The sequence below is a fragment of the Burkholderia sp. BC1 genome, from assembly GCF_052683555.1.
Genome location: NZ_JBQYLP010000030.1, coordinates 17,195 through 37,818, shown reverse-complemented (window position 1 = coordinate 37,818; position 20,624 = coordinate 17,195). Strand labels below are relative to the sequence as shown.

Genomic DNA, 20,624 nt, shown 5'->3' with positions numbered 1-20,624 from the left:
TGCAGGCCTCCGCATGAACGGACGTCTGATGGAGGAAGACACCATGCCGACCCAACCGTCGACACCCGCCCCGTCGTTCGCGTCGGCCGCCGACGCCCGTGCGTCGCGCGACTCGCGCACGCAGCGCTATCTGCAACTGCTGCTGCTCGTGATCGCCGCGGGCGCGATCTATCCGATGCTGTACCTGCGCCAGGTGTACCAGCCGACGATGCTGCACTTCTTCCGCATCGACGACGTGCAGCTCGGCTATCTGTATTCGTCGCTCGGCACAATCTTCCTGATCAGCTATCTGCCGAGCGGCTGGCTCGCCGACCGCCTGTCGCCGCGCTGGCTGATCTGCTTCTCGCTGCTCGCGACCGGCGCGCTCGGGCTCGTCTATGCGACCGGACCGTCGTTCCACACGCTCGTGCTGATCTTCGGCGGCTGGGGGCTGACCACCGGCCTCACGTTCTGGGCCGCCGTCATCAAGCGCGTGAACATGATCGCGGGCGCCGACGAACAGGGTCGCTTCTTCGGCCTGCTCGACGGCGGCCGCGGCCTCGTCGAGGCGCTGCTCGCGACCGTCGCGATCACGCTGTTCGCCTATGTGACGCAAACGCGCGGCGGCACCGACGCAGCCGGCTTCACGCTCGTCGTGCATCTGTACGCGTTCTTCTGCATCGCGCTCGGCGTGCTGCTCGCATTGATCCGCGAACCGGCGCGCGCCGGCGACCGGACGACCGCCGCGAAGCCGCGCCGCGGCAATGTGCTGGCCGACCTCAAGACGCTCGCGGCAATTCCCGAGCTGTGGCTCGTCGCCGCGATCGTGTTCTGCGGCTACCAGGTGTTCTGGGCGACCTACAGCTTCTCCGCCTATCTGCACGAAGGCAACTTCGGGCTCAGCGCGACGGCGGCCGGCTTCATCACGACGCTGAAGCTCTGGATGCGCCCGATCGGCGGGATCGGCGGCGGCTTCCTCGGCGATCGCATGTCGAAGGTGTCGGTCCTGTTCTGGGCGCTCGTGCTTGCCGCGCTGTCGCTGATCGGGCTGATCGTCGCGCCCGCGCACAGCCCGCAGGCGATGCTCGTCGTGCTCGTGCTGTTCATCGGCATCCTCACCTACGCGATTCGCGGCCTGTACTGGTCGCTGCTCGACGATTGCCGGGTGCCTGGCCATTGCGCCGGCCTCGCGATCGGCCTGATCTCGGTGCTCGGCTATTCGCCCGACGTGTTCGTGCCGCTGATCAACGGCTACGTGACGCAGGCCTATCCGGGCGCGCACGGCTACCAGCTCTATTTCGGCTATATCGCGGCCATCGCGCTGTGCGGCGCGGGCGCCGCCGCGTTCCTCAGATACCGCCTCAACCGCATCCAGGAGTCCGCATGAAGATCGTTTCGCTCGAAACCCATATCGTCGCCGTGCCGCCGCCGCATGTCGGCGGGATGTACTGGATCTTCGTGAAGCTGAAGACCGACGACGGCATCGAAGGCGTGGGCGAGATCTACTCGGCGACGTTCGGCCCCGGCGCCATGGGGCCGATCATCGACGACGTGTTCGAACGCTACCTGCTGAATCATGATCCGCACCACGTCGAGCGGCTGTTCCGCCAGGCGTATTCGAGCGGCTTCACGCAGCGGCCCGACCTGACGATGATGGGCGTCGTCAGCGGCCTCGAGATGGCGTGCTGGGACATCATCGGCAAGGCGGCCGGCAAGCCCGTGTATGAACTGCTCGGCGGCAGGATTCACGAGCGCCTGCGTTCGTACACGTACCTGTACCCGAAGAACGCGCGGGGCGAATACGATTACGACGATCCCGATCTCGCGGCCGAATGCGCGGCCGAGAACGTGAAGCTCGGCTTTACGGCCGTCAAGTTCGATCCGGCCGGCCCGTACACGGCCTACTCGGGCCACCAGCTCTCGCTCGAAGTGCTCGACCGCTGCGAGCTGTTCTGCCGGCGCGTGCGCGAAGCCGTCGGCAGCAAGGCCGACCTGCTGTTCGGTACGCACGGGCAGATGGTGCCGTCGTCGGCGATCCGGCTCGCGAAGCGGCTCGAGAAATACGACCCGCTGTGGTTCGAGGAACCCGTGCCGCCGGGCCAGGAAGAAGCGATCGCGCAGGTCGCGCAGCATACGTCGATTCCGATCGCGACCGGCGAGCGCCTGACCACCAAGTACGAGTTCCACAAGCTGCTGCAGGCCGGCGGCGCATCGATCCTGCAATTGAACGTCGCGCGCGTGGGCGGCCTGCTCGAAGCGAAGAAGATCGCGACGCTCGCCGAAGTGCACTACGCGCAGATCGCACCGCACCTGTACAACGGGCCGGTCGGCGCGGCCGCGAGCATCCAGCTCGCGACCTGCACGCCGAACTTCCTGATCCAGGAAAGCATCATGACCTGGGGCGGGTTCCACGCGGAAGTCGTGAAGACGCCGATTCGTTGGGAAGACGGCTACATCATCCCGTCGACCGAGCCGGGCCTCGGCATCGAGCTCGACATGGAGGTCGTGAAGCGCCACACGCCCTACACCGGCGAACGACTGCACCTGCAGATGGGCGAGAAGCCCGTCGACGTGAAGGATCTTGCGCCGGCGAAAGGCTGAGCACCAAGGAAGCGACATGAGCTACGACTACATCATCGTCGGCGCAGGTTCGGCCGGCTGCATTCTCGCGAACCGCCTGAGCGAATCGGGCCGGCACTCGGTGCTGCTGCTCGAGGCGGGCGAACGCGACGCGTCGTTCTGGTTCAAGGTGCCGGTCGGCTTCACGAAGACCTACTACAACCGCCGCTACAACTGGATGTACTACAGCGAGCCCGAGGCGCAGCTCGCCGGTCGCAAGCTGTACTGTCCGCGCGGCAAGGTGGTCGGCGGGTCGGGTTCGATCAACGCGATGGTCTACGTGCGCGGCCAGCGCAGCGACTACGACGACTGGGCGGCCGCCGGTAATCCGGGCTGGGCGTACGACGACGTGCTGCCGTATTTCCGCAAGCTCGAGACGCACGCCGCCGGCACGACCGATCCGCAGCATCACGGCTCGACCGGCCCGATCCATATCACGTCGATGAAGGACGACGTGCATCCGATCGTCCACGAGTTCCTGAAGGGCTGCGCGCAGCTGAACCTGCCGCGCACCGACGATTTCAACGGCGCGCAGTTCGAAGGCGCAGGCATCTACGACCTGAACACGAAGCATGGCGAGCGCTGTTCGAGCAGCTTCGCATACCTGCGCCCCGCACTGGGCCGCGCGAACCTCACGCTGCGCGCCGGCGTGCTGGTGCGACGCGTGACGTTCGACGGTACGCGCGCAACGGGCGTGGTCGTCGCGGGCGAACACGGCGACGAGACGCTCGTCGCCGCGCGCGAGGTGATCCTCGCGGCCGGCGCGGTCGATACGCCGAAGCTGATGCAACTGTCGGGCGTCGGCGATCCGGCGCTGCTCGCGCGCCATCGCGTGCCGCTCGTGCACGCGCTGCCGGCGGTCGGCCGCAACCTGCAGGATCACCTGTGCGTGAGCTTCTACTTCAGGGCGAACCGGCCGACGCTGAACGACGAGATGGGCACGCTGCTCGGCAAGATGAAGATCGGGCTGCGCTACCTGCTCACGAAGCGCGGCCCGCTCGCGATGAGCGTGAACCAGGCGGGCGGCTTCTTCCGCGGCACTGAGAACGCGCGGGAGCCGAACCTGCAGCTCTACTTCAACCCGCTGTCGTACCGGATCCCGAAGAGCGATCGCGCGAGCATCAAGCCCGAGCCGTACTCAGGCTTCCTGATCGCGTTCAACCCGTGCCGGCCGACCAGCCGCGGCACGATCGAGATCGCGTCGAACCGCGCGGAAGAGCCCGCGAAGATCCACATCAACGCGCTGACCACGCCGAAGGATCTCGATGAAGCCGTGCAGGGCAGCAAGGTGATCCGCGCGCTGATGAAAGCACCGGCGCTGAAGTCGATGACCTTGGAGGAAATCTCGCCGGGGCCGCAGGTCGACTCCGACGAAGCGATGCTGCAATACTTCCGCGAGCAGTCGGGTTCGATCTATCACCTGTGCGGTTCGTGCGCGATGGGGCCCGACGCGGCGACCTCGGTCGTCGATGCGTCGCTGCGCGTGCACGGTCTGCAAGGGCTGCGTGTCGTCGATGCGTCGGTGTTCCCGAACATCACGTCGGGCAACATCAACGCGCCGACGATGATGGTCGCGGAGAAAGGCGCGGACTTGATCCTTGCTGATGCATTGCGGAGCGAGACGGCGGACGTGCAATCCCGCCCGTTGGAAGCGATCGCTCATTGACTGTGCCGATGCGCAGCGCCTGAGCGAACGGCGGCCGTGGCACGCACCATACGGCCGATCGCGGCGCTGCCGGGCCGACGGCTGCGCGTCGGCACCCGCAGCGCCGAGCGCACCGGTTCATTGGGTTTCCCGAACATCCCGACGGCGGCACGCGGTTTGCTGGCGCTCGGGACCGGAGGGACAACACCATGACTGTACGTCTTCGGCAACCGGGCCTGCCGCGCGGCCTGATCGGGCAAATCCTCGGGCGCATCATGCGCCGGCACAATCGGCCGGACAACGCATGGACGCTCTCGCTGCTCGCGATTCGCGACGGCGAGCAGGCACTCGAAGTCGGGTTCGGACCCGGTGATGCCATCCGGCTCGCCCTCGAATCGACGCCATCCTGCAGCATCGCCGGCATCGACCATTCCCCGACCATGCTGAACGCCGCGAAGCGATTGAATCGCGCGTCGATCGAACGCGGCCGGGTCCAGCTTGCCTTGGGTTCAGTCCACGCGCTGCCATTCGCGGACGACGCCTTCGACAAGGCTTTCTCGATCAACTGCATCTACTTCTGGCAAGCGCCTGTACGTGGCCTACGCGAATTGCATCGCGTCGTCCGACACGGCGGGATCGTCGCCATCACCGTCCGGGGCTACCAACGGGCGCCCTACGACGCATTCGGGCCCGAGAAGCTGTCGCGTCTGATGACCGACGCCGGTTTTGCATCGGTCGCCGTGCATCGCAATGACATGCCCTCGCATCCGCTCGTTTGCGTGCTCGGCACGAAATAGTGCGATGGCGGCGGCCATCCGTCGAGCACCGACCACGACGATTGGATAAAAAACGGCACGCCGCGTCGCGTACCGTTTTTCATGCGGTCGGCGCGCGACCGCGCCGTTCAGTTCACGCTCGTCCGCTTCTCGACGAACCTCCGCACGTAGTCGTCCGCGGGGCGCGACAGGATGTCGTCCGGCGTGCCGACCTGCACGAGCGAGCCGTCGCGCAGAATCGCGATCCGGTCGCCGATGCGCAACGCCTCGTCGAGATCGTGCGTGATGAACACGATCGTCTTGGCGAGCGTCGCCTGCAATTCGAGCAGCTGGTCCTGCATCTCGGTGCGGATCAGCGGATCGAGCGCCGAAAACGCCTCGTCCATCAGCAGCACGTCGGTATCGGCGGCCAGCGCGCGTGCCAGTCCGACACGCTGCCGCATCCCGCCCGACAGTTCGTCCGGATAGTGATCGCCGTACCCGTCGAGCCCGACCTTCGTCAGCCAGCTGCGCGCGGCCTCGACCGCGTCGTGCCGCTTCTCGCCGCGCGTGCGCAGCGCATACGCGGCGTTGTCCAGCACGGTCTGGTGCGGCAGCAGCCCGAAATTCTGGAACACCATGCTGACCTTATAGCGGCGCAGCTCGCGCAGCCCGTGCGCATCGAGCTTGATCACGTCGCTGCCGTCGATCACGATCTCGCCGGCCGTCGGTTCGATCAGGCGGTTGAAGTGCCGCACGAGCGTCGATTTCCCCGAGCCCGACAGCCCCATGATCACGAAGATCTCGCCCGACGCGATGCCGAGGCTCACGTCGTTGAGCCCGACGTTGCAGCCTGTCTCGGACAGCACGTCGGCCTTGCGCTTGCCCGCGCGCAGCAGGTCGAGCACGCGCGGGTGGGCCGCTTCGGGTCCGAACAGCTTGTAGACGTGCTTGACTTCGATGTTGGCCATATCCGTCTCCGTTCCTATGCGCGCGACGACGGCGCGGGCTGATTCGAATCGACGCCGGGCGACGCCGTGCCGCCCGGCGCGCGATACGGCACGCGCGACACGCCTTTCTGCCGGCGCTGCTGCGCCAGCCGCCGTCGCGCGCGCCGTTCCTGGCCGAAGCCCTGGCTGATCCGGTCGATCACGATTGCGAGAATCACGATCGCGATGCCGGCCTGCGTGCCCTTGCCGACGTCGAGCGTCTGGATGCCCGCGAGCACGTCCTCGCCGAGCCCGCGCGAGCCGATCATCGATGCGATCACGACCATCGACAGCGCCATCATCGTCGTCTGGTTGATGCCGGCCATGATGTTCGGCCGCGCGAGCGGCAACTGCACGTTCAGCAGCAGTTGCCAGCGCGTCGTGCCGAACGCGCGCGCGGCCTCCGTCACGTCCGGATCGACCTGGCGGATGCCGAGATCGGTCAGCCGGATCAGCGGCGGCAGCGCATAGATGATCGTCGCGAGGATTGCCGGCACCTTGCCGAGCCCGAACAGCATCAGCACCGGAATCAGGTAGACGAAGCTCGGCAGCGTCTGCATCACGTCGAGCACCGGCAGCAGCATGCGCCGCAGCGCCGCGCTGCGCGACGCGAGAATTCCGAGCGGCACGCCGATCGCGACCGACAGCACCGTCGCGACGAGCATCAGCGCGAGCGTCTGCATCAGCTTGTCCCACAGGCCGAAACAGCCGATCGCGTAGAGCAGCAGCATGAACAGCACGCCGAGGCCGAGGCGCCGCGTCGCATTCCACGCGATCGCGCCGACCACCAGCAGCACGAGCCACGGCGGCGTCGCGCGCAGCGCGCCTTCGAGCGGCACGAGCAGGTAGCGCAGCAGCATCGCGCTGAAGTGGTGGAAACTGTCGCCGTACTGCGCGACGAAGGTCTCGATCACGCTGTTGACCCAGTCGGCGATCGACAGATGCAGGAAGAAGCCGTTCATCGTGTGTCTCCGGCGCGCCAGCCTGGCGCGCATGACGGCGGCGGCGAGCGCGCAACAACGGCCGCCGCTCGCGTGGCAGTCGTTACGCGCCCTTCAGGCTGCCGGCGATCTTCTGCGCGACGTCGGCCGGCACCCATTGCTTCCAGAGGTCCGCGCGCGTCTTCAGGAACTGCGTGGCCATCGCGGCGCCGTCGATCTTTTTGGTTGTCATGTCGAGGATCGTCTGGTTCAGGTAATCCATCGGGAAACTGACCTTCTCGAACACCGAGACGAGCGCCGGATTCGCGTCGTAGAACGCCTTCGACACGCCGATCTTCAGGTGCGACACCATGTATGACGACGCGCACTGGTTCGTCGCGCTCTCTTCGCGCAGCGTCTTCCAGCATGTTTCATTGTAGGCAGGCATCTTCAGCGCGACGAACTTGTACTTCGCCATCAGCGCGGCCGGCCCCCAGTAATAGAACAGGATCGGCGCACCGCGCTGGTACGCGGATGCGATCGCCGCATCGAGCGCCGCGCCGGTGCCCGGATGGAAATTCGTGTACGACTGGTCGAGCTTCAGCACGCGCAGCAGGCGCGTGTTCACACGCTCGCAATCCCAGCCGGTCGGGCAGTTCAGGAAGCGGCCCTTGTCCGGCTCTTCCTCGTCGGCGAACACCTGCTTGAACTTCGGCAGATCGTCGACCGATGCGAGCCCCGGCGCGACCGGCTTGATCTTGCGCGCCGCGTCGCCCTTCACCACGTATTCGGGCACGAACCAGCCCTCCTTCGTGCCGCCCGGCAGCGTATCGCCGACGAGCTTCACCGTGCCGGCCGAGACCGCCTTCGCGACGATCTCGCTGCGGCCCGTCCATTGTTCGGACCAGACCTGCAGGTCGTTGCGCGCGAGCGCCGTTTCGGTCGCGGCCGTGCTGCCCGGTACGACGTCCGTCTTACAGCCGTAGCCTTTCTCCAGGATCTGCCGCAGCACTTCGGTCGAGAACGACCCGCTTTCCCATGTGACGCCGGCGAAATGAACCGTCTTGCCATCCGCGCACGCGCCGGCCGCGTGGGCCGCGGGCGCCGACAGGATCGCCGCGGCGGCGAGAAGGACTGTCTTCAGTCGTCGAATCTGCATGATGGGGCGTCTCCAAATCGAATCTGTTGTTTGTGCGCTGCGGCATACGTGGCAGGCCAGCCGGGGCAGCGGCATGCCCGCATTGTTGTAGCGGCCGGCGAAGGTATCCATCTCCGGCCAGTCTGCATCTTTCAATGTCCAATTTGTTTAGGGAAACGAGTATTTCCGATGACTGCAATCGGCGCCGCCAATCGTTCCCGGCGCGGGTTGCGAGCGCCGGCCGGCGCGCCTGCCGACCGTTTTCCGGACGCTGCGACGGACGTGTCGCGCGGTCCGTTGCGCCGTGTTCGCGACGCGGTTGCGCATGTTGGCCGCGCGCGACCGCCGGCCATCGTTTCGGCTGCCGAAACACCGCGTCGCCCATCCATTGGCGACACCGATCGCAATGATTGAAATTACTCGCTTTCGGTTCTGTTTCGACTTGTCAAGAATGCGCGGAGTCATCGCAGGAGACAGGATCGGACGCCGCCCGTCGCATGCCGCCGCGCTTCGCGCATGCCGGCGCCGCACGCGCTGCGCCGCTTCGCCCCGGATGACGGGACGCGCCTGCTGCGACGCGCTCACGACAACCGATACAAGCTGGATACCCGGAGATCTCATCAATGAACAAGAAACTCACGGCGCTCGCCGTAATGGCCGCTTTTGCGTCGCCCGCGTTCGCGCAAAGCAGCGTCACGCTGTACGGCGTGATCGACGAGGGTCTCAATTACACGAATAACGTCGGCACCGGACACGTCTACGAGATGGCAAGCGGCTACGCACAGGGCAGCCGCTGGGGCCTGAAGGGCAACGAGGATCTCGGCGGCGGGCTGAAGGCGGTCTTCCAGCTCGAGAACGGCTTCGACGTGAACACCGGCCGGCTCAATCAGGGCGGCCGCATGTTCGGCCGCCAGGCGTACGTCGGCCTGAGCAGCGCGCAATACGGTACGGTCACGTTCGGCCGCCAGTACGATTCCGTCGTCGACTATCTCGCGCCGACCACCGCGAACGGCAACTGGGGCGGCTACCTGCTCGCGCACCCGTTCGACAACGACAACACCGACAATTCGTTCCGCCTCGACAACACCGTGAAGTATGCGAGCCCGAACTTCGCGGGGTTCCAGTTCGGCGGTGCGTACAGCTTCAGCAACAGCACGAACTTCTCGGACAACCGCGCGTACAGCTTCGGCGCGCAATACCAGAACAACGGCCTGCTAATCGGTGCCGCGTACCTGCAGGCGAACCGCCCGGGCGACGGCTCGGCCGGCGCGATCACCGCGAACGACGCGAGCTACATCGCCGAGCGCATGCGCGTGTTCGGCGCGGGCATCAACTACACGTTCGGCCCGGCGACGGTCGGCTTCGCGTACACGAACGCGAACTACAAGAATCCGACCGGCAACGGCTACCTCGGCACGCCGGGCGCAATCATCGCCCCGGGCGCAACGGTCAGCGCGATCAAGTACCAGAACTTCGAAGTGAACGGCGCGTACCAGATCACGCCGGCGTTCATGGTCGGCGCGCAGTATGTGCTGTCGCTCGAGAAATACGACGCATCGACCGGCGACGCAAAGCCGAAGATTCATTCGCTCGGGCTGATGGCTGACTACAATCTGTCGAAGCGCACCGACGTGTATGTGCAGGCCGCCTACCAGCACATCGCCGGCGACAAGACGAACTCGATCCTCGACAGCGCGTTCATCCCTGGCACCGACGCGCCGTCGTCGACCTCGAACCAAGTGGCCGTGCGCCTCGCGCTGCGTCACAAGTTCTGACGCGGCCCGGTTCTCCCGACTTCACGCGACGTCCGCGCGGATCCGCAGCGGTGTCTTCGCCCGCCCGCAGGCGCAAGCCTGCCGGCGGGTTTTTTCATGGTTCGCCGTCGAATTGCGGCAAGCCGTGCGCGGCTTCGCGCCGGTCCGGCGCGTTCGCGGCCGGCCTCGCGCGTCCCCGTCATCCGTCAACCGTGACAGGTCGACATTCGACGATCCGCCGATACACTGTGAGCGGTCTCGACGTCCCGGTCTCCGCCATCGCGGCCGGCCGCGCCGGACCGCCATCACGCGTCCCGCCATCGCCGCCGTCGAACGATGCCTGCGTGCCATCCCTGCCCCGAAGGAGTCTCCGTTGAAACATTGGCGCCACGCGCTGTTCGTCGTCACCGCCGGCCTGCTGACCACGGCGGCCGCGCACGCCCGCCCGCTCTGCACCGTCGTCGCCGATGCCGCCACCGGACGCGTACTCGTGCAACAGGGCGACTGCGCGACCCGCGTGACGCCGGCGTCGACGTTCAAGGTTGCGATCAGCCTGATGGGCTTCGACGCGGGCGTCCTGAAGGACGAGCACACGCCGACGCTCGACTTCCACGCAGGCTATCCCGACTGGGGCGGCGCGCGGTGGCGCGAGCCGACCGATCCGGCGCGCTGGATGAAGCTGTCGATCTTCTGGTATTCGGAACAGGTCACGCAGGCGCTCGGACAGGCGCGCTTCCAGCAGTACACGAGCGCGTTCGGCTACGGCAACGCGGACGTCACCAGCCGGCAGGGTGAATTGAGCGGCGTGATGGGCGCGTGGGTCAATTCGTCGCTGCAGATCTCGCCGCTCGAACAGGTCGGCTTCATGCGCAGGATCGCGAACCGAACGCTGCCCGTCAGCGCGCACGCGTACGACATGACCGAACGGATCACGCTGATCGACAGGCAGCCGGACGGCTGGATCGTGCACGGCAAGACCGGCACCGGATCGCCGGGAGCCCGGTACGACGCGTCGCACGCGTATGGCTGGTTCGTCGGCTGGGCGACCAGAGGGCCGCGCAAGCTCGCGTTCGCGTACCTGATCCAGGACGAGCAGCGACAGACGCCGAATGCCGGCCTGCGCGCGCGCGACACGTTTCTCGACGCGCTGCCGGCGCTCGCGGAACCGGGCCGCCCGCAATGAGCGCCGGCCCGCGCAACGCACGGATCGACCTGCTGCGCGGCATATCGATCCTGCTCGTCCTGCTGCATCACTTCAATATTCCATACGCGTTGGGCGACACGACCGTCGCGCGCGCGTTCGGCCGCGATGCCGTGCATGCGGTGGTGCGCAACGGCAACTACGGCGTGACGATGTTCTTCGTGATCTCCGGCTATCTGATCACGTCGAATGCGCGCCGCCGATGGGGCAATCTCGGCGCGATCGACGTGCGCACGTTCTACGTGTCGCGCGTCGCGCGCATCGTGCCGTGCCTGCTCCTGCTGCTCGCGATCGTCGACGGACTCTCGGCGGCCGACGTGCCGGTCTTCATGAATCACGCGCCGCAGGGTGTCGCCGTGTCGCTGTGGCTCGTGAATCTCGCGTCGCTGACGTTCTGGATGAACGTGCTGATCGGCGCTTACGGGTGGGTCAACTACGCGCTGGGCGTGCTGTGGTCGCTGTCGGTCGAAGAAGTGTTCTACCTGTCGTTTCCGCTGCTGTGCGTCGCGCTGCGCCGCGACGCGTGCCTGTTTGCGTTCTGGACATGTATCGCCGCGATCGGCCCGCTCTACCGTCTCACGCATGCCGACGACGAAGGCGGCTTTCTCTACGCGTATTTCGCGTGTTTCGACGGCATCGCGATCGGCTGCTGCACGGCGCTGCTGGCCGAACGCGCGCGCTGGCAGGCGCTGGCTGCCAAGCCCGTACAGTGGATCGTCGCGATCGCGATGGTCGTGCTCTACCTCGCGTGGCCGATCGCGGAAAGCCATGTCCTCGGCGTGACCGCGATGGCGCTCGGCACGTCCGTGCTGCTGATCGGCTCGCACGCGGCAAGCGCGCCGACGCGCGGCCGCCTGCTCGCGTCGTTGCGCTGGGGCGGCCGGCTCAGCTACGAGCTGTATCTGTTCCACCTGATCGTGCTCGGCGCGCTGCGCACTTGCTGGCCGCCGTCGGCCACACATGGCGACGACAAGCTGCTGTTGCTGGTCGCGTATCTGGCACTGTCGGCGGCACTGAGTGCGGCGATCGCGCGCGGGATTGCGACGCCGCTGGATCGCGCGATCAAGCGCGCCCGGCCACATCCGTCTGCTCGTATGCCGGACGGCGCGGTTCTAAACTCCAAATCGGAATCCCCCAATAACTGACATCGGTATCGAACTGCCAGCCTGGGGCATTCCGGTGATGTTTGGCGCCATCTACTGGCCATTGACGCTGTTTTTCGGCGGCCTCTCGCTGTATGTCGGCGTGCTGCGCGCGCGGCATCGCGCGCATCATCTTCATCGCGAGCGCGCTGCTGCTCATCGCCGATGCAGGCCTCGGGATCTACTACGCCATTGCCGGGTATTAGGCGGCGGCACATGGCCCCATCGGCGAACGATATCCGCGGATTTCACGGTGCGGCCCCGATCGCGCCGATACGCGTACGGGCCGGCGCCTCGCCCCCTCCGCGCAATCCGCACTTCACCGCAAATTGGTCTTCGCCAATTCCACGATCTCGTCCCCCCGTCCGCTCAGGATCGCCCGCAGCATGAACAGGCTGAACCCCTTCGCATGCGCGAGTTCGATCTTCGGCGGCATGGCCAGCTCGTACTTCGACGTGACGACGTCGACGAGCGCCGGCCCGTCGTGCGCGAACGCCGTGCGCAGCGCGTGTTCGACGTTCTCCGAATGTTCGACGCGTACGCTGAAAATGCCCGCGCCCTTCGCGATCGCCGCAAAATCCGTCGCGCTCAAATCGACGTTCGTATCGAGATACCCGGCCGCCTTCAGCTCCATCGACACGAAGCCGAGCAGGCTGTTGTTATAGACGACGATCTTGATCGGCAGATTGAGCTGGCGCGCGCTCAGCAGATCGCCGAGCAGCATCGACAGCCCGCCGTCGCCGGACAGCGACACGACCTGCCGCCCCGGATGCGCGCCCTGCGCGCCGAGCGCCTGCGGCATCGCGTTCGCCATCGAGCCGTGATTGAACGAGCCGTGCAGTTGACGCTTGCCGTTCATCGTCAGATAGCGCGCGGCCCATAGCGTCGGCGTGCCGACATCGGCCGTGAAGATCGCGTCGTCGGCCGCGACTTCGTCGACGATCTTCGTCAGGTATTGCGGATGAATCGCGCGGCCGGGCGGCTCGGCCACCGCGAGATCGTCGAGCCCCTTGCGCGCGGCCGCATAGTGCTTCAGCGCGTTCTCGAGGAAGCGCCGTTGCGTCTTGCGCGTCAGGCGCGGCAGCAGCGCCGCGAGCGTTTCCTTCACGGTGCCGACCAACCCGAGCGCAAGCGGCGCGCGATGGCCGAGCTGCGAACCCTTCCAGTCGATCTGCGCGATCTTCGCATTCGACGGATAGAACGGCCGGTACGGAAAATCCGTGCCGAGCATCAGCAGCGTGTCGCACGATTCCATCGCGTGATAGCCGGAACTGAAACCGATCAGCCCCGTCATCCCGACGTCGAACGGGTTGTCCCATTCGACGAACTGCTTGCCGCGCAACGCATGCACGACGGGCGCGCCGAGCGTGTCGGCCAGCGCGACGACTTCGTCGTGCGCGCCTTGCGTGCCGCTGCCGCAGAGCAGCGTGACCGCGTCGGACGCGTTCAGCAGCGCCGCGAGTCGATCGAGATCGGCGTCGGCCGGCACGATCGACGGCGGCGCCGCGTCGTTCCAGCGCGGCGCTTCGTCGGGACCGTCGCCGAGCGCGATGTCGCCCGGCAGCACGATCACGGCGACGCCGCGCTCTTCGATCGCGGTGCGCATCGCGCGCGCAAGCAGGCGCGGGAACTGCGACGCGTTGGTTACCAGTTCCGCAAAGTGGCTGCATTCGCGGAACAGTTCCTGCGGATGGGTTTCCTGGAAATAGCCGAGGCCGATCTCGGTCGACGGGATGTGCGCGGCAATCGCGAGCACCGGCTGATGATTGCGATGGCAGTCGTAGAGCCCGTTGATCAGGTGCAGGTTGCCGGGGCCGCAACTGCCCGCACACACGGCGAGCCGCCCGGTCGACGCGGCATCGGCGCCGGCCGCGAACGCCGCGCTTTCCTCGTGGCGCGTATGCATCCACCGGATCGAGCCGATCTGGCTCAGGCTGAACGACAGGCCGTTCAGGCTGTCGCCGGTCACGCCCCAGATACGCTCGACGCCCGCTGCCGCGAGTGTCTTTGCCAGATATTCCGCCATCGTCTGTCTTGCCATGATGCCCTCGCTCGCAGGTTGGGTTGTCGCGACATGCCAGTGTGCGTGGGCGCCGGTTCGTCCCGCGTGCCGGCGCGGCACCTCTGCGCATGATAGACAAACGCGGGAATCGGCGTTCTGAACGCGCATCCATGCGCATCGTTCCGCCGCGCGTGAATGCGCGGCGGCCGTCATCGGTTCGTCAGACGCGCGACAGGCAAACGAAACGGGCCGGCGCGTCGATGCTAAACCGGCAACGCATGCGTCGGAAGAATCTCTTGAGCGCCATGACTATCGGCAATGACGCGACGGATATGCGCGAATCGCCTCCGCGCCAGTGCTCTCCATGTGAAGGGTCGATCCGGCCTTCGCCGAAATCGCGACATGCACTACGCGACGATGTCACGACGTGCCGGCACCGGCCTGCTCCGAGCAAGCCGTCTGCCCCGGCACCGACACGACACGCCCTTTCAACGGCAACGGCACGCCCGGATAGACGTTGAAATCGTCGAGCACGTGCCCGTCCACTTTCGCGCCCTTGACCGTATATCGAACGTTGCCGGTCGCGGTCAGGCGTGCGCCCGTCGCATCGCAGGTCATCGACAGCCCTTCGCGCGTGCGGTCCGGCAACTGGCGCACCAGCCCGCTGAACGCCAGGCTGACGAGCACGGTCCCGGTCGCGCGCGCCTTTTCTCCGGAGGAGACGTTCAACACGGGTTTCACGTCGAGGCGATACACCGTCTCGGTTTCCACCGCGCGCAACGGCTTCAGCGTGATCGTCTTGCTCTGCCCGGGCGCCAGGCTGATCTTGAACGGGAACGCGTACAGCGCCGGCTGCTCGCTCTCGCCAACCGGTTCGACCTTTTCGTCGGCCAGCGGCACGCCGGGATTCAGCAGGCGCGACAGCGAAATGCTGACGTATTCCGGGCGATCGCCGTTGTTGATGACCTGAACGGCAGTTTCCTGACCATCGATGACAATCTCCTTCGGTATCAGATCGATCGCGGCCGGCACCGATGCCGGCATCATCAGGCACGCGGTGAACGTTGCGGAGAAGCGGGCAAGCAGGGATAGATTCATCGTGAACGATTCGACGGAGGTTCGCGCTGCAAGCGGCAGCCATCGCAGCCCCGAAACGGCACACGGACGGCAACGCGTCACGCTGCCGTAGAGGAAGGTCAAAAGACTGCGGCCGAGGCGTGCACACGACCGCCGCTACGAGCGCGTCAGCGCGTCTTGATGGTGGGCTCGAATGTGAGCGACAGCACACCGCTGTATGTGCCGGCGGTCGCCTTGAAGTCGCCAGCTGGCGGATACGCGGCAACCGCCAGCGTGTAGTAACCGACCGAATCCTCGCCTGCGACCGGCGGCACGGGATTGCTGAACGTCGTGCCCTGCCCCGTCACGATCGGCTTCGGCTGGCCGCCATCCGGTGCCAGCGTGACGGACGGCCGCTGGAACAGCTTCTGCGGGTCGGCCTGATTGCGGATCTCGAGCGGCGTGTCGAGGCGAACCTGAAATGTGCCGCTCGTCGACAGCACGCGCAGCCGCGCTTCCACTTCGTAGGGCGTATCCCAGCCACCCAACTGCTTCATTTCGAGGCCGCTGTCGAACCAGCCGCCCTTTTCGTCGGTGACGTCGAAGTTGTCCCGCGGCACGACGGTGGCCGTGATCGTGCTGCTCGTCTTGCCGCTCAGCGGGACCTGCTGCGCCATCGCGAAAGCCGGCAGCATACACGCGGCAACCAGCCCGTATGCGGCGATGCGTTTTGTCATATCGACTCCCATGCTCTGGTGTTCCGAACCGGCACACTGGCCCGCCGTCAGGTTTTAGTGACGACCGTAAATGTCAGAACGTCGTGGTATTGCCCGACTTTCGCATCGGCCGGCACGTTCGTCGTGAATGTCGGCATCCAGCACGATCGCCCGCCCGAATCCAGCGGAACGGTCATGCCGCCCGTATTCGGCAACGGTATATTCACCGCGCCGTTGGACAACTCCACGGTGTACGGAATGGTGTCCGTTCCATTCTTGAGCCGATAGCGTCCGTTGATCGTACCTGCCGCGCTGGTCGCATCGATCACGAAGCGCTTGCCGTTGACCGCGCTACCCGAATATTTGAAGCAGAGAGCGTCGTCGATATTGGGAAAGGACTTCTTTCCCTCGCCGCGCGGCAATTCGCCAAGATCCCAGTTCGGCGCGGTGACGTCGATCGCGACCGGCTGCGGCGGTTCCGGTGGCGTGATCGGATTCACGAGCTTGCAGCTGCCCGATCCACCATAACGCGCGAGATATGCCGCCCCTTTGATTTCAGCGATATCGTAGCCGAAGTAGCTACCGGGGTTGACACCCTCAGCGAGCTTGCTGGCGTAGTTTCCGGCTTGAATGGACAACGCGGGCCAGTGTTCTATTTTGGCATTGTCGACGATCACCGTGACCTGTGCCGTAAACGCCCTGGTCACCCCCCACCAGGTATAGGCCGGCGGATTCAGGCCGTCGCCGATTTTGTATCCGTTGTACATGACGTAGCCGCGCCCGGGGGCTACGATAGTCTGCCGATTGCCACCCATGTAAACCGCCCGTGCAATGTCGCTGCTTTGAAACATCCTGCCATTCTTGTCGTATGCGTAAACCAGTATCCCGCGTGAAAGGAATGGCTGCCCCAAGGTTCGGCCCTCACTGGGCTTGTAATCGATCGATACGCGCAGCGAGCTGGTTCCGTCTCCGTTATCGGTCCACGAGCACGAGTGATATCGGTCGCTGATATCCAATTCCGCAAGCCAGAATCCGGTGGCATACGCGTGATCGGCAACGAAACATGCAAGCATCGGAACCGTGAACGCGATCCACCGCTTGCTTTCCGTCGCACGCCTGATTACCGCTGAAATAATGCTCAACATAAGCTCCTCGCCTCTCTCGCCGACGCGCCCTCGCGTTCCCGTACGTCGCCACCGCCGCGACACCGTTATCACTTGTCGCGGCCCAGGTGATAAATCACCGCACCGTATCCCACACTGACAAAAAGCGGTGCGGGACCGCGCTCGGCATCGCGGCCCTCGACTCTGATCAGTTCGTTTGGCCGGAACGTCACGCGCCACACTTGCGTCTCCTCCGGTACGGCGAACACTTTCAACGTCATCCGGTATTTCTGCCCCGGCGCGAGCGACAGCCGGTTCGGCGTAACGAGCAGGCCGGGATGCGGCACCTCGTCGATCGGCGCACGCTGTTCCGGCATGCGCCCCGGATTCGTCACCAGCTCCTGCGACACCGTCAGGTAAAGCGGCGTGTCGCCAACGTTCTCGACCCACAATTCGCCCGGCGGCTTGCCAGCCTCGAGCGTCAACTCCGGGCGCGACAGCTTCAGCATGCCGGCCGCGACGCTGCTCGTGCAGTACGCGGCGATCAGCACGCCGGTGGCACAACACCGCGCACCGGCGGCGAACGCGCGTGCTGCCGGCATGCGCACCGTCACTCGCATATCAGCGTCACGGGCTTCTCGCCGGCATCCAGCTTGATCTGCTTCGTCGCGAAGTGCTGCGGCATGCCGGGGAATACGGCGACGGTCTGCGCCGGCCGGCCATCGCCGACGCTAACGTCGTGGAATACCGAGCGGACGGTGCCCCTGCTTTCCAGCGTGATCCCGCCGTTCTCGCAGCGATGCGTCCATGCAGCATGCTGCTTCAACGGCTTCGGCAAATGCCGAACCAGCACGCCATAACCGATCGACACCGACAGCGGTGCGGTGATCTTGTCCTTCGGTGCCTCGTCGACCTTCAGCGACTTGACCGGGATGATGTAAAGCCGATAGAGCTCTTCCTGCGGTACTTCCGTCAGCGACTGCAGCGTGATCTGCCGCGACTGGTTCGGGCCGAGCGTCAGCTTGTCGGGGCTTGCGATCAGGCCGGGCCGCTCGAGCTCGCCGAGATCGACCTTCTGTTCCGGCGTGATGCCGGGGTTCATCACCTTCTGGACCGAAATGGACAGATACATCGGCTCGTCGCCCATGTTCTTGACCGTCACGCGCTGGTCGTGCTCGCTGACGACCCGCGTCGTCGCGGGCGTCACCATCAATTCGCCGGCTGCCAACGCCGGAATCGCCACGGCGGATAACAGTCCTGCCACCAGTGACAACATGCCTGTCGGTTTGAACGTCATATTTTTCATCCTTCGTGTTACTGCGCGACGCCCGCGCTGCAGCGGTAGTACGACCCGCTCGCATCCTTCAGGCTGCACGTGTACTGATAACCGTCGCCGGCGACCGTGAGGTCCGACAACATCTTCTTGCTGACGATCGAGAACAACCCGTTGCGGTAGACGGTGTCGCCGGTCTCGGCGATCTTCCCGCTGATCGGCTTGCCTTCCTGATCGATCAGGAACCCGCTGTAAATCATGTTGATGTCGACCTTCGCGCTGGCCGAATACACCTGGCCCGGATGTGCGCGCAGGATGTTCGCCGGCACCTCGATGTTCATGTCGAGTTTGTTGCTGTTGCTCAGCACGCGGGCGAACGGCACGTCGCTGTATGGGTTGAGCGGCACCGCATAGGTGCTGTTGCCGCCGACCGGATTGCCTTCGACGTTGAAGCCGTATTCCATCCCGTCGATGTTCGGCGTGCGCAGCAGCATGGCACTGCCGCTGCTGCTGTAGCGACCGAACGCAATGCCTTCCCGGCTCGCTGCGAACATGCCGCGATAGTTGAAGTCGAGGTTCGCGGCGTCGCCGTTGTAGCCGAGGTTCAGCGATGCATCGCCGCGCGTGCCCGAACGGGTGCCATACACGTTCATCCCGTAGTCGCTGCCAACCCGGCTGCCCGTCACGCCCAGCGTGGTCGTGCCGAAACCGTCCCGGAAATCCTTCCGGTAGTCGCCGCTCAACTGCGTCTGGCCGCCCGAATGCGCCGCGTTGAAGCTCGCCTGCGCCCTGTCGAGCTGCATCGTCATGTTGAAATAGACGCCGTAGCCGCCACTGCCGGAGCCGCGCACGAAGCTGCCCTTCTGCACGCCGAGCGCAAAGGTCGCCCACAGGCCGTTCGGCCGATAGTTCCAGCGCACTTCGGCCTGCTGCGTCTCGTTGAACGGTGAGCGCTGATAGTTGTAGCTGGCCGTCGCGCGCCGAATGTTCCGGCTGTACGACACGCTCGTGCTCGACGTGCCCGTGTAGAACCGCGACACGTCGTTGTTCAGATACCGGCTGACCATCACGTTGCCGAGCACTTCGTGGGTCGCGGCCAGCGTCACGTAGCCGCCCGCGCCGCGCTCGCCGCCCAGCACGCCGAGCGTCGGCGAAAGATCGATGCCGGCGAGCATCGTCGGCCGCGTGACGTTGATTTCGGCCGCCCAGTCTCCGGCATGACCGGCCAGCGTCGACGCGTTCATGTAGAACTGGCGGAAATTGCGGCTCATCGCGGCTTCCATCAGGAAGCCACCCTGCTCGCGCATCTCCTTGCCGACCGTGAAGCGCCACGCATTGCCGGCGGCCCTGCCGAAGTTGACGTTGTTGATCTCGCGGACTTCCTGGCTGACCACGTGGCCGCTGCGATCGACGAGGCGCACCTCCACCGCGTAGTAGCCGCCGGGCAGATCCGCGAAGCTGATCTCGTTGCGGCCGAGCGCGGCGGGCCGCTTCAGGATCAGGCGCCCGCCGCGATAGAACTCGTAGTTCCCTTCGCCCGTCGCATACAGGATCAGCGAGCCTACGCTGCGATTGACCTCGAGATTGCGCTGGCTGCCGACCGTCACGAACTGGTCGAAGCCCGGCGACAGCAGCGTACTGACCGCCCCCGATGCATAGTCGATGCTGTTCTGCTTGCCTGCACGCACATACGTGCTGGCGAAATTCTTCTGCAGGTAGTACGACGAGACGCCTTGCGTGCCGATGCTGTTGCCGCGCGTCTCGGTATGGTTCACATACCAGCTCAGATAGCCGAAGCTCTGCGAGGGCAAGCCGACCCACGTCGTGCCGTTCACGTTGAACGCGCGATAGCTGTCCGTCGCTGCGCGCACGTCGACCGACTGGTTGTTGACGAGCCCGAACGCGGTTTCCGGCACGTAATAGTCTTCGCGCGTATCGCGGATCGAGATCGACCGCCTCAGCTTGTCGATCGTGACGTAGTAGCCGGCGATTTCGACGTCGCAACCGTTGCGACAGCGCTTGTAGTCGAGCTGCGACACGACGCTGCGGATCGTGTCGACCTCGTCCGGCGAGATGCCGTTCGCTGCATATTTCTGCGCATCGAATTCGAGTGATGCGGCGGTTGCCGAATAGCGAATGAATCCCGGAAGCGTTCTGCCCTTGAACGTCGCGACATAGTTTGCGCTATCGTCCATTTCAGCCGCACTGAACCCTTCAGGTACGCCATACGATACCTTGACTTCTGCGTACGAGTGCGAATAAACGAACAGGAATGCACTCAGCCACAGCTTATTGAGTTGAAACGGAGCTTGAAAGGCAGACACGCTTTTTT

Annotated in this window: 17 protein-coding genes; 7 read left to right on the top strand and 10 right to left on the bottom strand. The window is 65.4% G+C overall.

Annotation, left to right across the window (positions count from 1 at the left end; all coding sequences use genetic code 11):
* Positions 1 to 43: 43 nt before the first annotated feature.
* The 4 genes from ACSHSS_RS16605 (at position 44) to ACSHSS_RS16590 (ending at position 5,040) form a co-directional block, all read left to right on the top strand.
* Positions 44 to 1,366 carry an MFS transporter gene (locus ACSHSS_RS16605; protein WP_261532419.1) on the top strand — a complete coding sequence of 441 codons (1,323 nt, stop codon included), beginning with the start codon at positions 44 to 46 and terminating at the stop codon, positions 1,364 to 1,366.
* Positions 1,363 to 2,580, top strand: coding sequence for a mandelate racemase/muconate lactonizing enzyme family protein (locus tag ACSHSS_RS16600; protein WP_261532418.1), 1,218 nt, complete (start codon positions 1,363 to 1,365; stop codon positions 2,578 to 2,580). Before ACSHSS_RS16605 ends, ACSHSS_RS16600 begins: the two co-directional genes overlap by 4 nt.
* A 16-nt stretch (positions 2,581 to 2,596) precedes the next feature.
* Positions 2,597 to 4,264, top strand: coding sequence for a GMC family oxidoreductase (locus tag ACSHSS_RS16595; protein WP_111310163.1), 1,668 nt, complete (start codon positions 2,597 to 2,599; stop codon positions 4,262 to 4,264).
* Between the two features lie 188 nt (positions 4,265 to 4,452).
* Positions 4,453 to 5,040, top strand: coding sequence for a class I SAM-dependent methyltransferase (locus ACSHSS_RS16590; protein WP_105825116.1), 588 nt, complete (start codon positions 4,453 to 4,455; stop codon positions 5,038 to 5,040).
* A 107-nt stretch (positions 5,041 to 5,147) separates the two neighbouring features.
* On the opposite strand, the gene ACSHSS_RS16585 is transcribed toward ACSHSS_RS16590, so the two are convergent.
* From ACSHSS_RS16585 to ACSHSS_RS16575, 3 genes are all read right to left on the bottom strand, one after another.
* Entirely contained in the window at positions 5,148 to 5,969 is an 822-nt protein-coding gene (locus tag ACSHSS_RS16585; protein ID WP_006397711.1) for a quaternary amine ABC transporter ATP-binding protein, read from the bottom strand.
* Positions 5,970 to 5,983: 14 nt separating this feature from the next.
* A complete protein-coding gene (locus ACSHSS_RS16580; protein WP_006397710.1) occupies positions 5,984 to 6,949 on the bottom strand; it encodes an ABC transporter permease in 966 nt (321 codons plus the stop codon).
* 82 nt (positions 6,950 to 7,031) lie between these two features.
* Positions 7,032 to 8,066: an ABC transporter substrate-binding protein gene (locus ACSHSS_RS16575; protein WP_043279016.1), complete on the bottom strand. Its 1,035-nt coding sequence runs from the start codon at positions 8,064 to 8,066 to the stop codon at positions 7,032 to 7,034.
* Positions 8,067 to 8,668: 602 nt separating this feature from the next.
* On the opposite strand from ACSHSS_RS16575, the gene ACSHSS_RS16570 reads away from it, so the two are divergent.
* The 3 genes from ACSHSS_RS16570 (at position 8,669) to ACSHSS_RS16560 (ending at position 12,145) form a co-directional block, all read left to right on the top strand.
* Positions 8,669 to 9,820, top strand: coding sequence for a porin (locus ACSHSS_RS16570; RefSeq protein WP_006397707.1), 1,152 nt, complete (start codon positions 8,669 to 8,671; stop codon positions 9,818 to 9,820).
* Positions 9,821 to 10,172: 352 nt separating this feature from the next.
* Positions 10,173 to 10,982: an OXA-1043 family class D beta-lactamase gene (gene blaOXA / locus ACSHSS_RS16565; RefSeq protein ID WP_217116786.1), complete on the top strand. Its 810-nt coding sequence runs from the start codon at positions 10,173 to 10,175 to the stop codon at positions 10,980 to 10,982.
* Complete coding sequence (locus ACSHSS_RS16560; protein ID WP_261532417.1) at positions 10,979 to 12,145, top strand: acyltransferase family protein; 1,167 nt, start codon at positions 10,979 to 10,981, stop codon at positions 12,143 to 12,145. Before blaOXA ends, ACSHSS_RS16560 begins: the two co-directional genes overlap by 4 nt.
* A 316-nt stretch (positions 12,146 to 12,461) precedes the next feature.
* On the opposite strand, the gene poxB is transcribed toward ACSHSS_RS16560, so the two are convergent.
* The 7 genes from poxB to ACSHSS_RS16525 all read right to left on the bottom strand — a co-directional run bounded on the left by poxB (position 12,462) and on the right by ACSHSS_RS16525 (position 20,487).
* Complete coding sequence (gene poxB / locus ACSHSS_RS16555; RefSeq protein ID WP_261532416.1) at positions 12,462 to 14,183, bottom strand: ubiquinone-dependent pyruvate dehydrogenase; 1,722 nt, start codon at positions 14,181 to 14,183, stop codon at positions 12,462 to 12,464.
* Positions 14,184 to 14,564: 381 nt separating this feature from the next.
* Positions 14,565 to 15,242, bottom strand: a complete 678-nt coding sequence (locus ACSHSS_RS16550) for a hypothetical protein (protein ID WP_105846532.1) — start codon at positions 15,240 to 15,242, stop codon at positions 14,565 to 14,567.
* Positions 15,243 to 15,388: 146 nt separating this feature from the next.
* Positions 15,389 to 15,937 carry a hypothetical protein gene (locus ACSHSS_RS16545; RefSeq protein WP_105843488.1) on the bottom strand — a complete coding sequence of 183 codons (549 nt, stop codon included), beginning with the start codon at positions 15,935 to 15,937 and terminating at the stop codon, positions 15,389 to 15,391.
* Positions 15,938 to 15,984: 47 nt separating this feature from the next.
* Positions 15,985 to 17,061, bottom strand: coding sequence for a hypothetical protein (locus ACSHSS_RS16540; RefSeq protein WP_261532415.1), 1,077 nt, complete (start codon positions 17,059 to 17,061; stop codon positions 15,985 to 15,987).
* A gap of 68 nt (positions 17,062 to 17,129) precedes the next feature.
* Positions 17,130 to 17,621 (bottom strand): hypothetical protein, encoded by a 492-nt coding sequence (locus ACSHSS_RS16535; protein ID WP_261532453.1) that lies wholly within the window; start codon positions 17,619 to 17,621, stop codon positions 17,130 to 17,132.
* 8 nt (positions 17,622 to 17,629) lie between these two features.
* A complete protein-coding gene (locus ACSHSS_RS16530) occupies positions 17,630 to 18,316 on the bottom strand; it encodes a pilus assembly protein (RefSeq protein WP_261532414.1) in 687 nt (228 codons plus the stop codon).
* Positions 18,317 to 18,333: 17 nt separating this feature from the next.
* Complete coding sequence (locus ACSHSS_RS16525) at positions 18,334 to 20,487, bottom strand: TcfC E-set like domain-containing protein (RefSeq protein ID WP_445545242.1); 2,154 nt, start codon at positions 20,485 to 20,487, stop codon at positions 18,334 to 18,336.
* Between the last annotated feature and the right edge of the window lie 137 nt (positions 20,488 to 20,624).

Coding starts and splice junctions, on each gene's coding strand:
- ACSHSS_RS16605 (WP_261532419.1), top strand. CDS start 44: ATGCCGACCCAACCGTCGACACCCGCCCCGTCGTTCGCGTCGGCCGCC.
- ACSHSS_RS16600 (WP_261532418.1), top strand. CDS start 1,363: ATGAAGATCGTTTCGCTCGAAACCCATATCGTCGCCGTGCCGCCGCCG.
- ACSHSS_RS16595 (WP_111310163.1), top strand. CDS start 2,597: ATGAGCTACGACTACATCATCGTCGGCGCAGGTTCGGCCGGCTGCATT.
- ACSHSS_RS16590 (WP_105825116.1), top strand. CDS start 4,453: ATGACTGTACGTCTTCGGCAACCGGGCCTGCCGCGCGGCCTGATCGGG.
- ACSHSS_RS16585 (WP_006397711.1), bottom strand. CDS start 5,969: ATGGCCAACATCGAAGTCAAGCACGTCTACAAGCTGTTCGGACCCGAA.
- ACSHSS_RS16580 (WP_006397710.1), bottom strand. CDS start 6,949: ATGAACGGCTTCTTCCTGCATCTGTCGATCGCCGACTGGGTCAACAGC.
- ACSHSS_RS16575 (WP_043279016.1), bottom strand. CDS start 8,066: ATGCAGATTCGACGACTGAAGACAGTCCTTCTCGCCGCCGCGGCGATC.
- ACSHSS_RS16570 (WP_006397707.1), top strand. CDS start 8,669: ATGAACAAGAAACTCACGGCGCTCGCCGTAATGGCCGCTTTTGCGTCG.
- ACSHSS_RS16560 (WP_261532417.1), top strand. CDS start 10,979: ATGAGCGCCGGCCCGCGCAACGCACGGATCGACCTGCTGCGCGGCATA.
- poxB (WP_261532416.1), bottom strand. CDS start 14,183: ATGGCAAGACAGACGATGGCGGAATATCTGGCAAAGACACTCGCGGCA.
- ACSHSS_RS16550 (WP_105846532.1), bottom strand. CDS start 15,242: ATGAATCTATCCCTGCTTGCCCGCTTCTCCGCAACGTTCACCGCGTGC.
- ACSHSS_RS16545 (WP_105843488.1), bottom strand. CDS start 15,937: ATGACAAAACGCATCGCCGCATACGGGCTGGTTGCCGCGTGTATGCTG.
- ACSHSS_RS16540 (WP_261532415.1), bottom strand. CDS start 17,061: ATGTTGAGCATTATTTCAGCGGTAATCAGGCGTGCGACGGAAAGCAAG.
- ACSHSS_RS16535 (WP_261532453.1), bottom strand. CDS start 17,621: ATGCCGGCAGCACGCGCGTTCGCCGCCGGTGCGCGGTGTTGTGCCACC.
- ACSHSS_RS16530 (WP_261532414.1), bottom strand. CDS start 18,316: ATGACGTTCAAACCGACAGGCATGTTGTCACTGGTGGCAGGACTGTTA.
- ACSHSS_RS16525 (WP_445545242.1), bottom strand. CDS start 20,487: ATGGACGATAGCGCAAACTATGTCGCGACGTTCAAGGGCAGAACGCTT.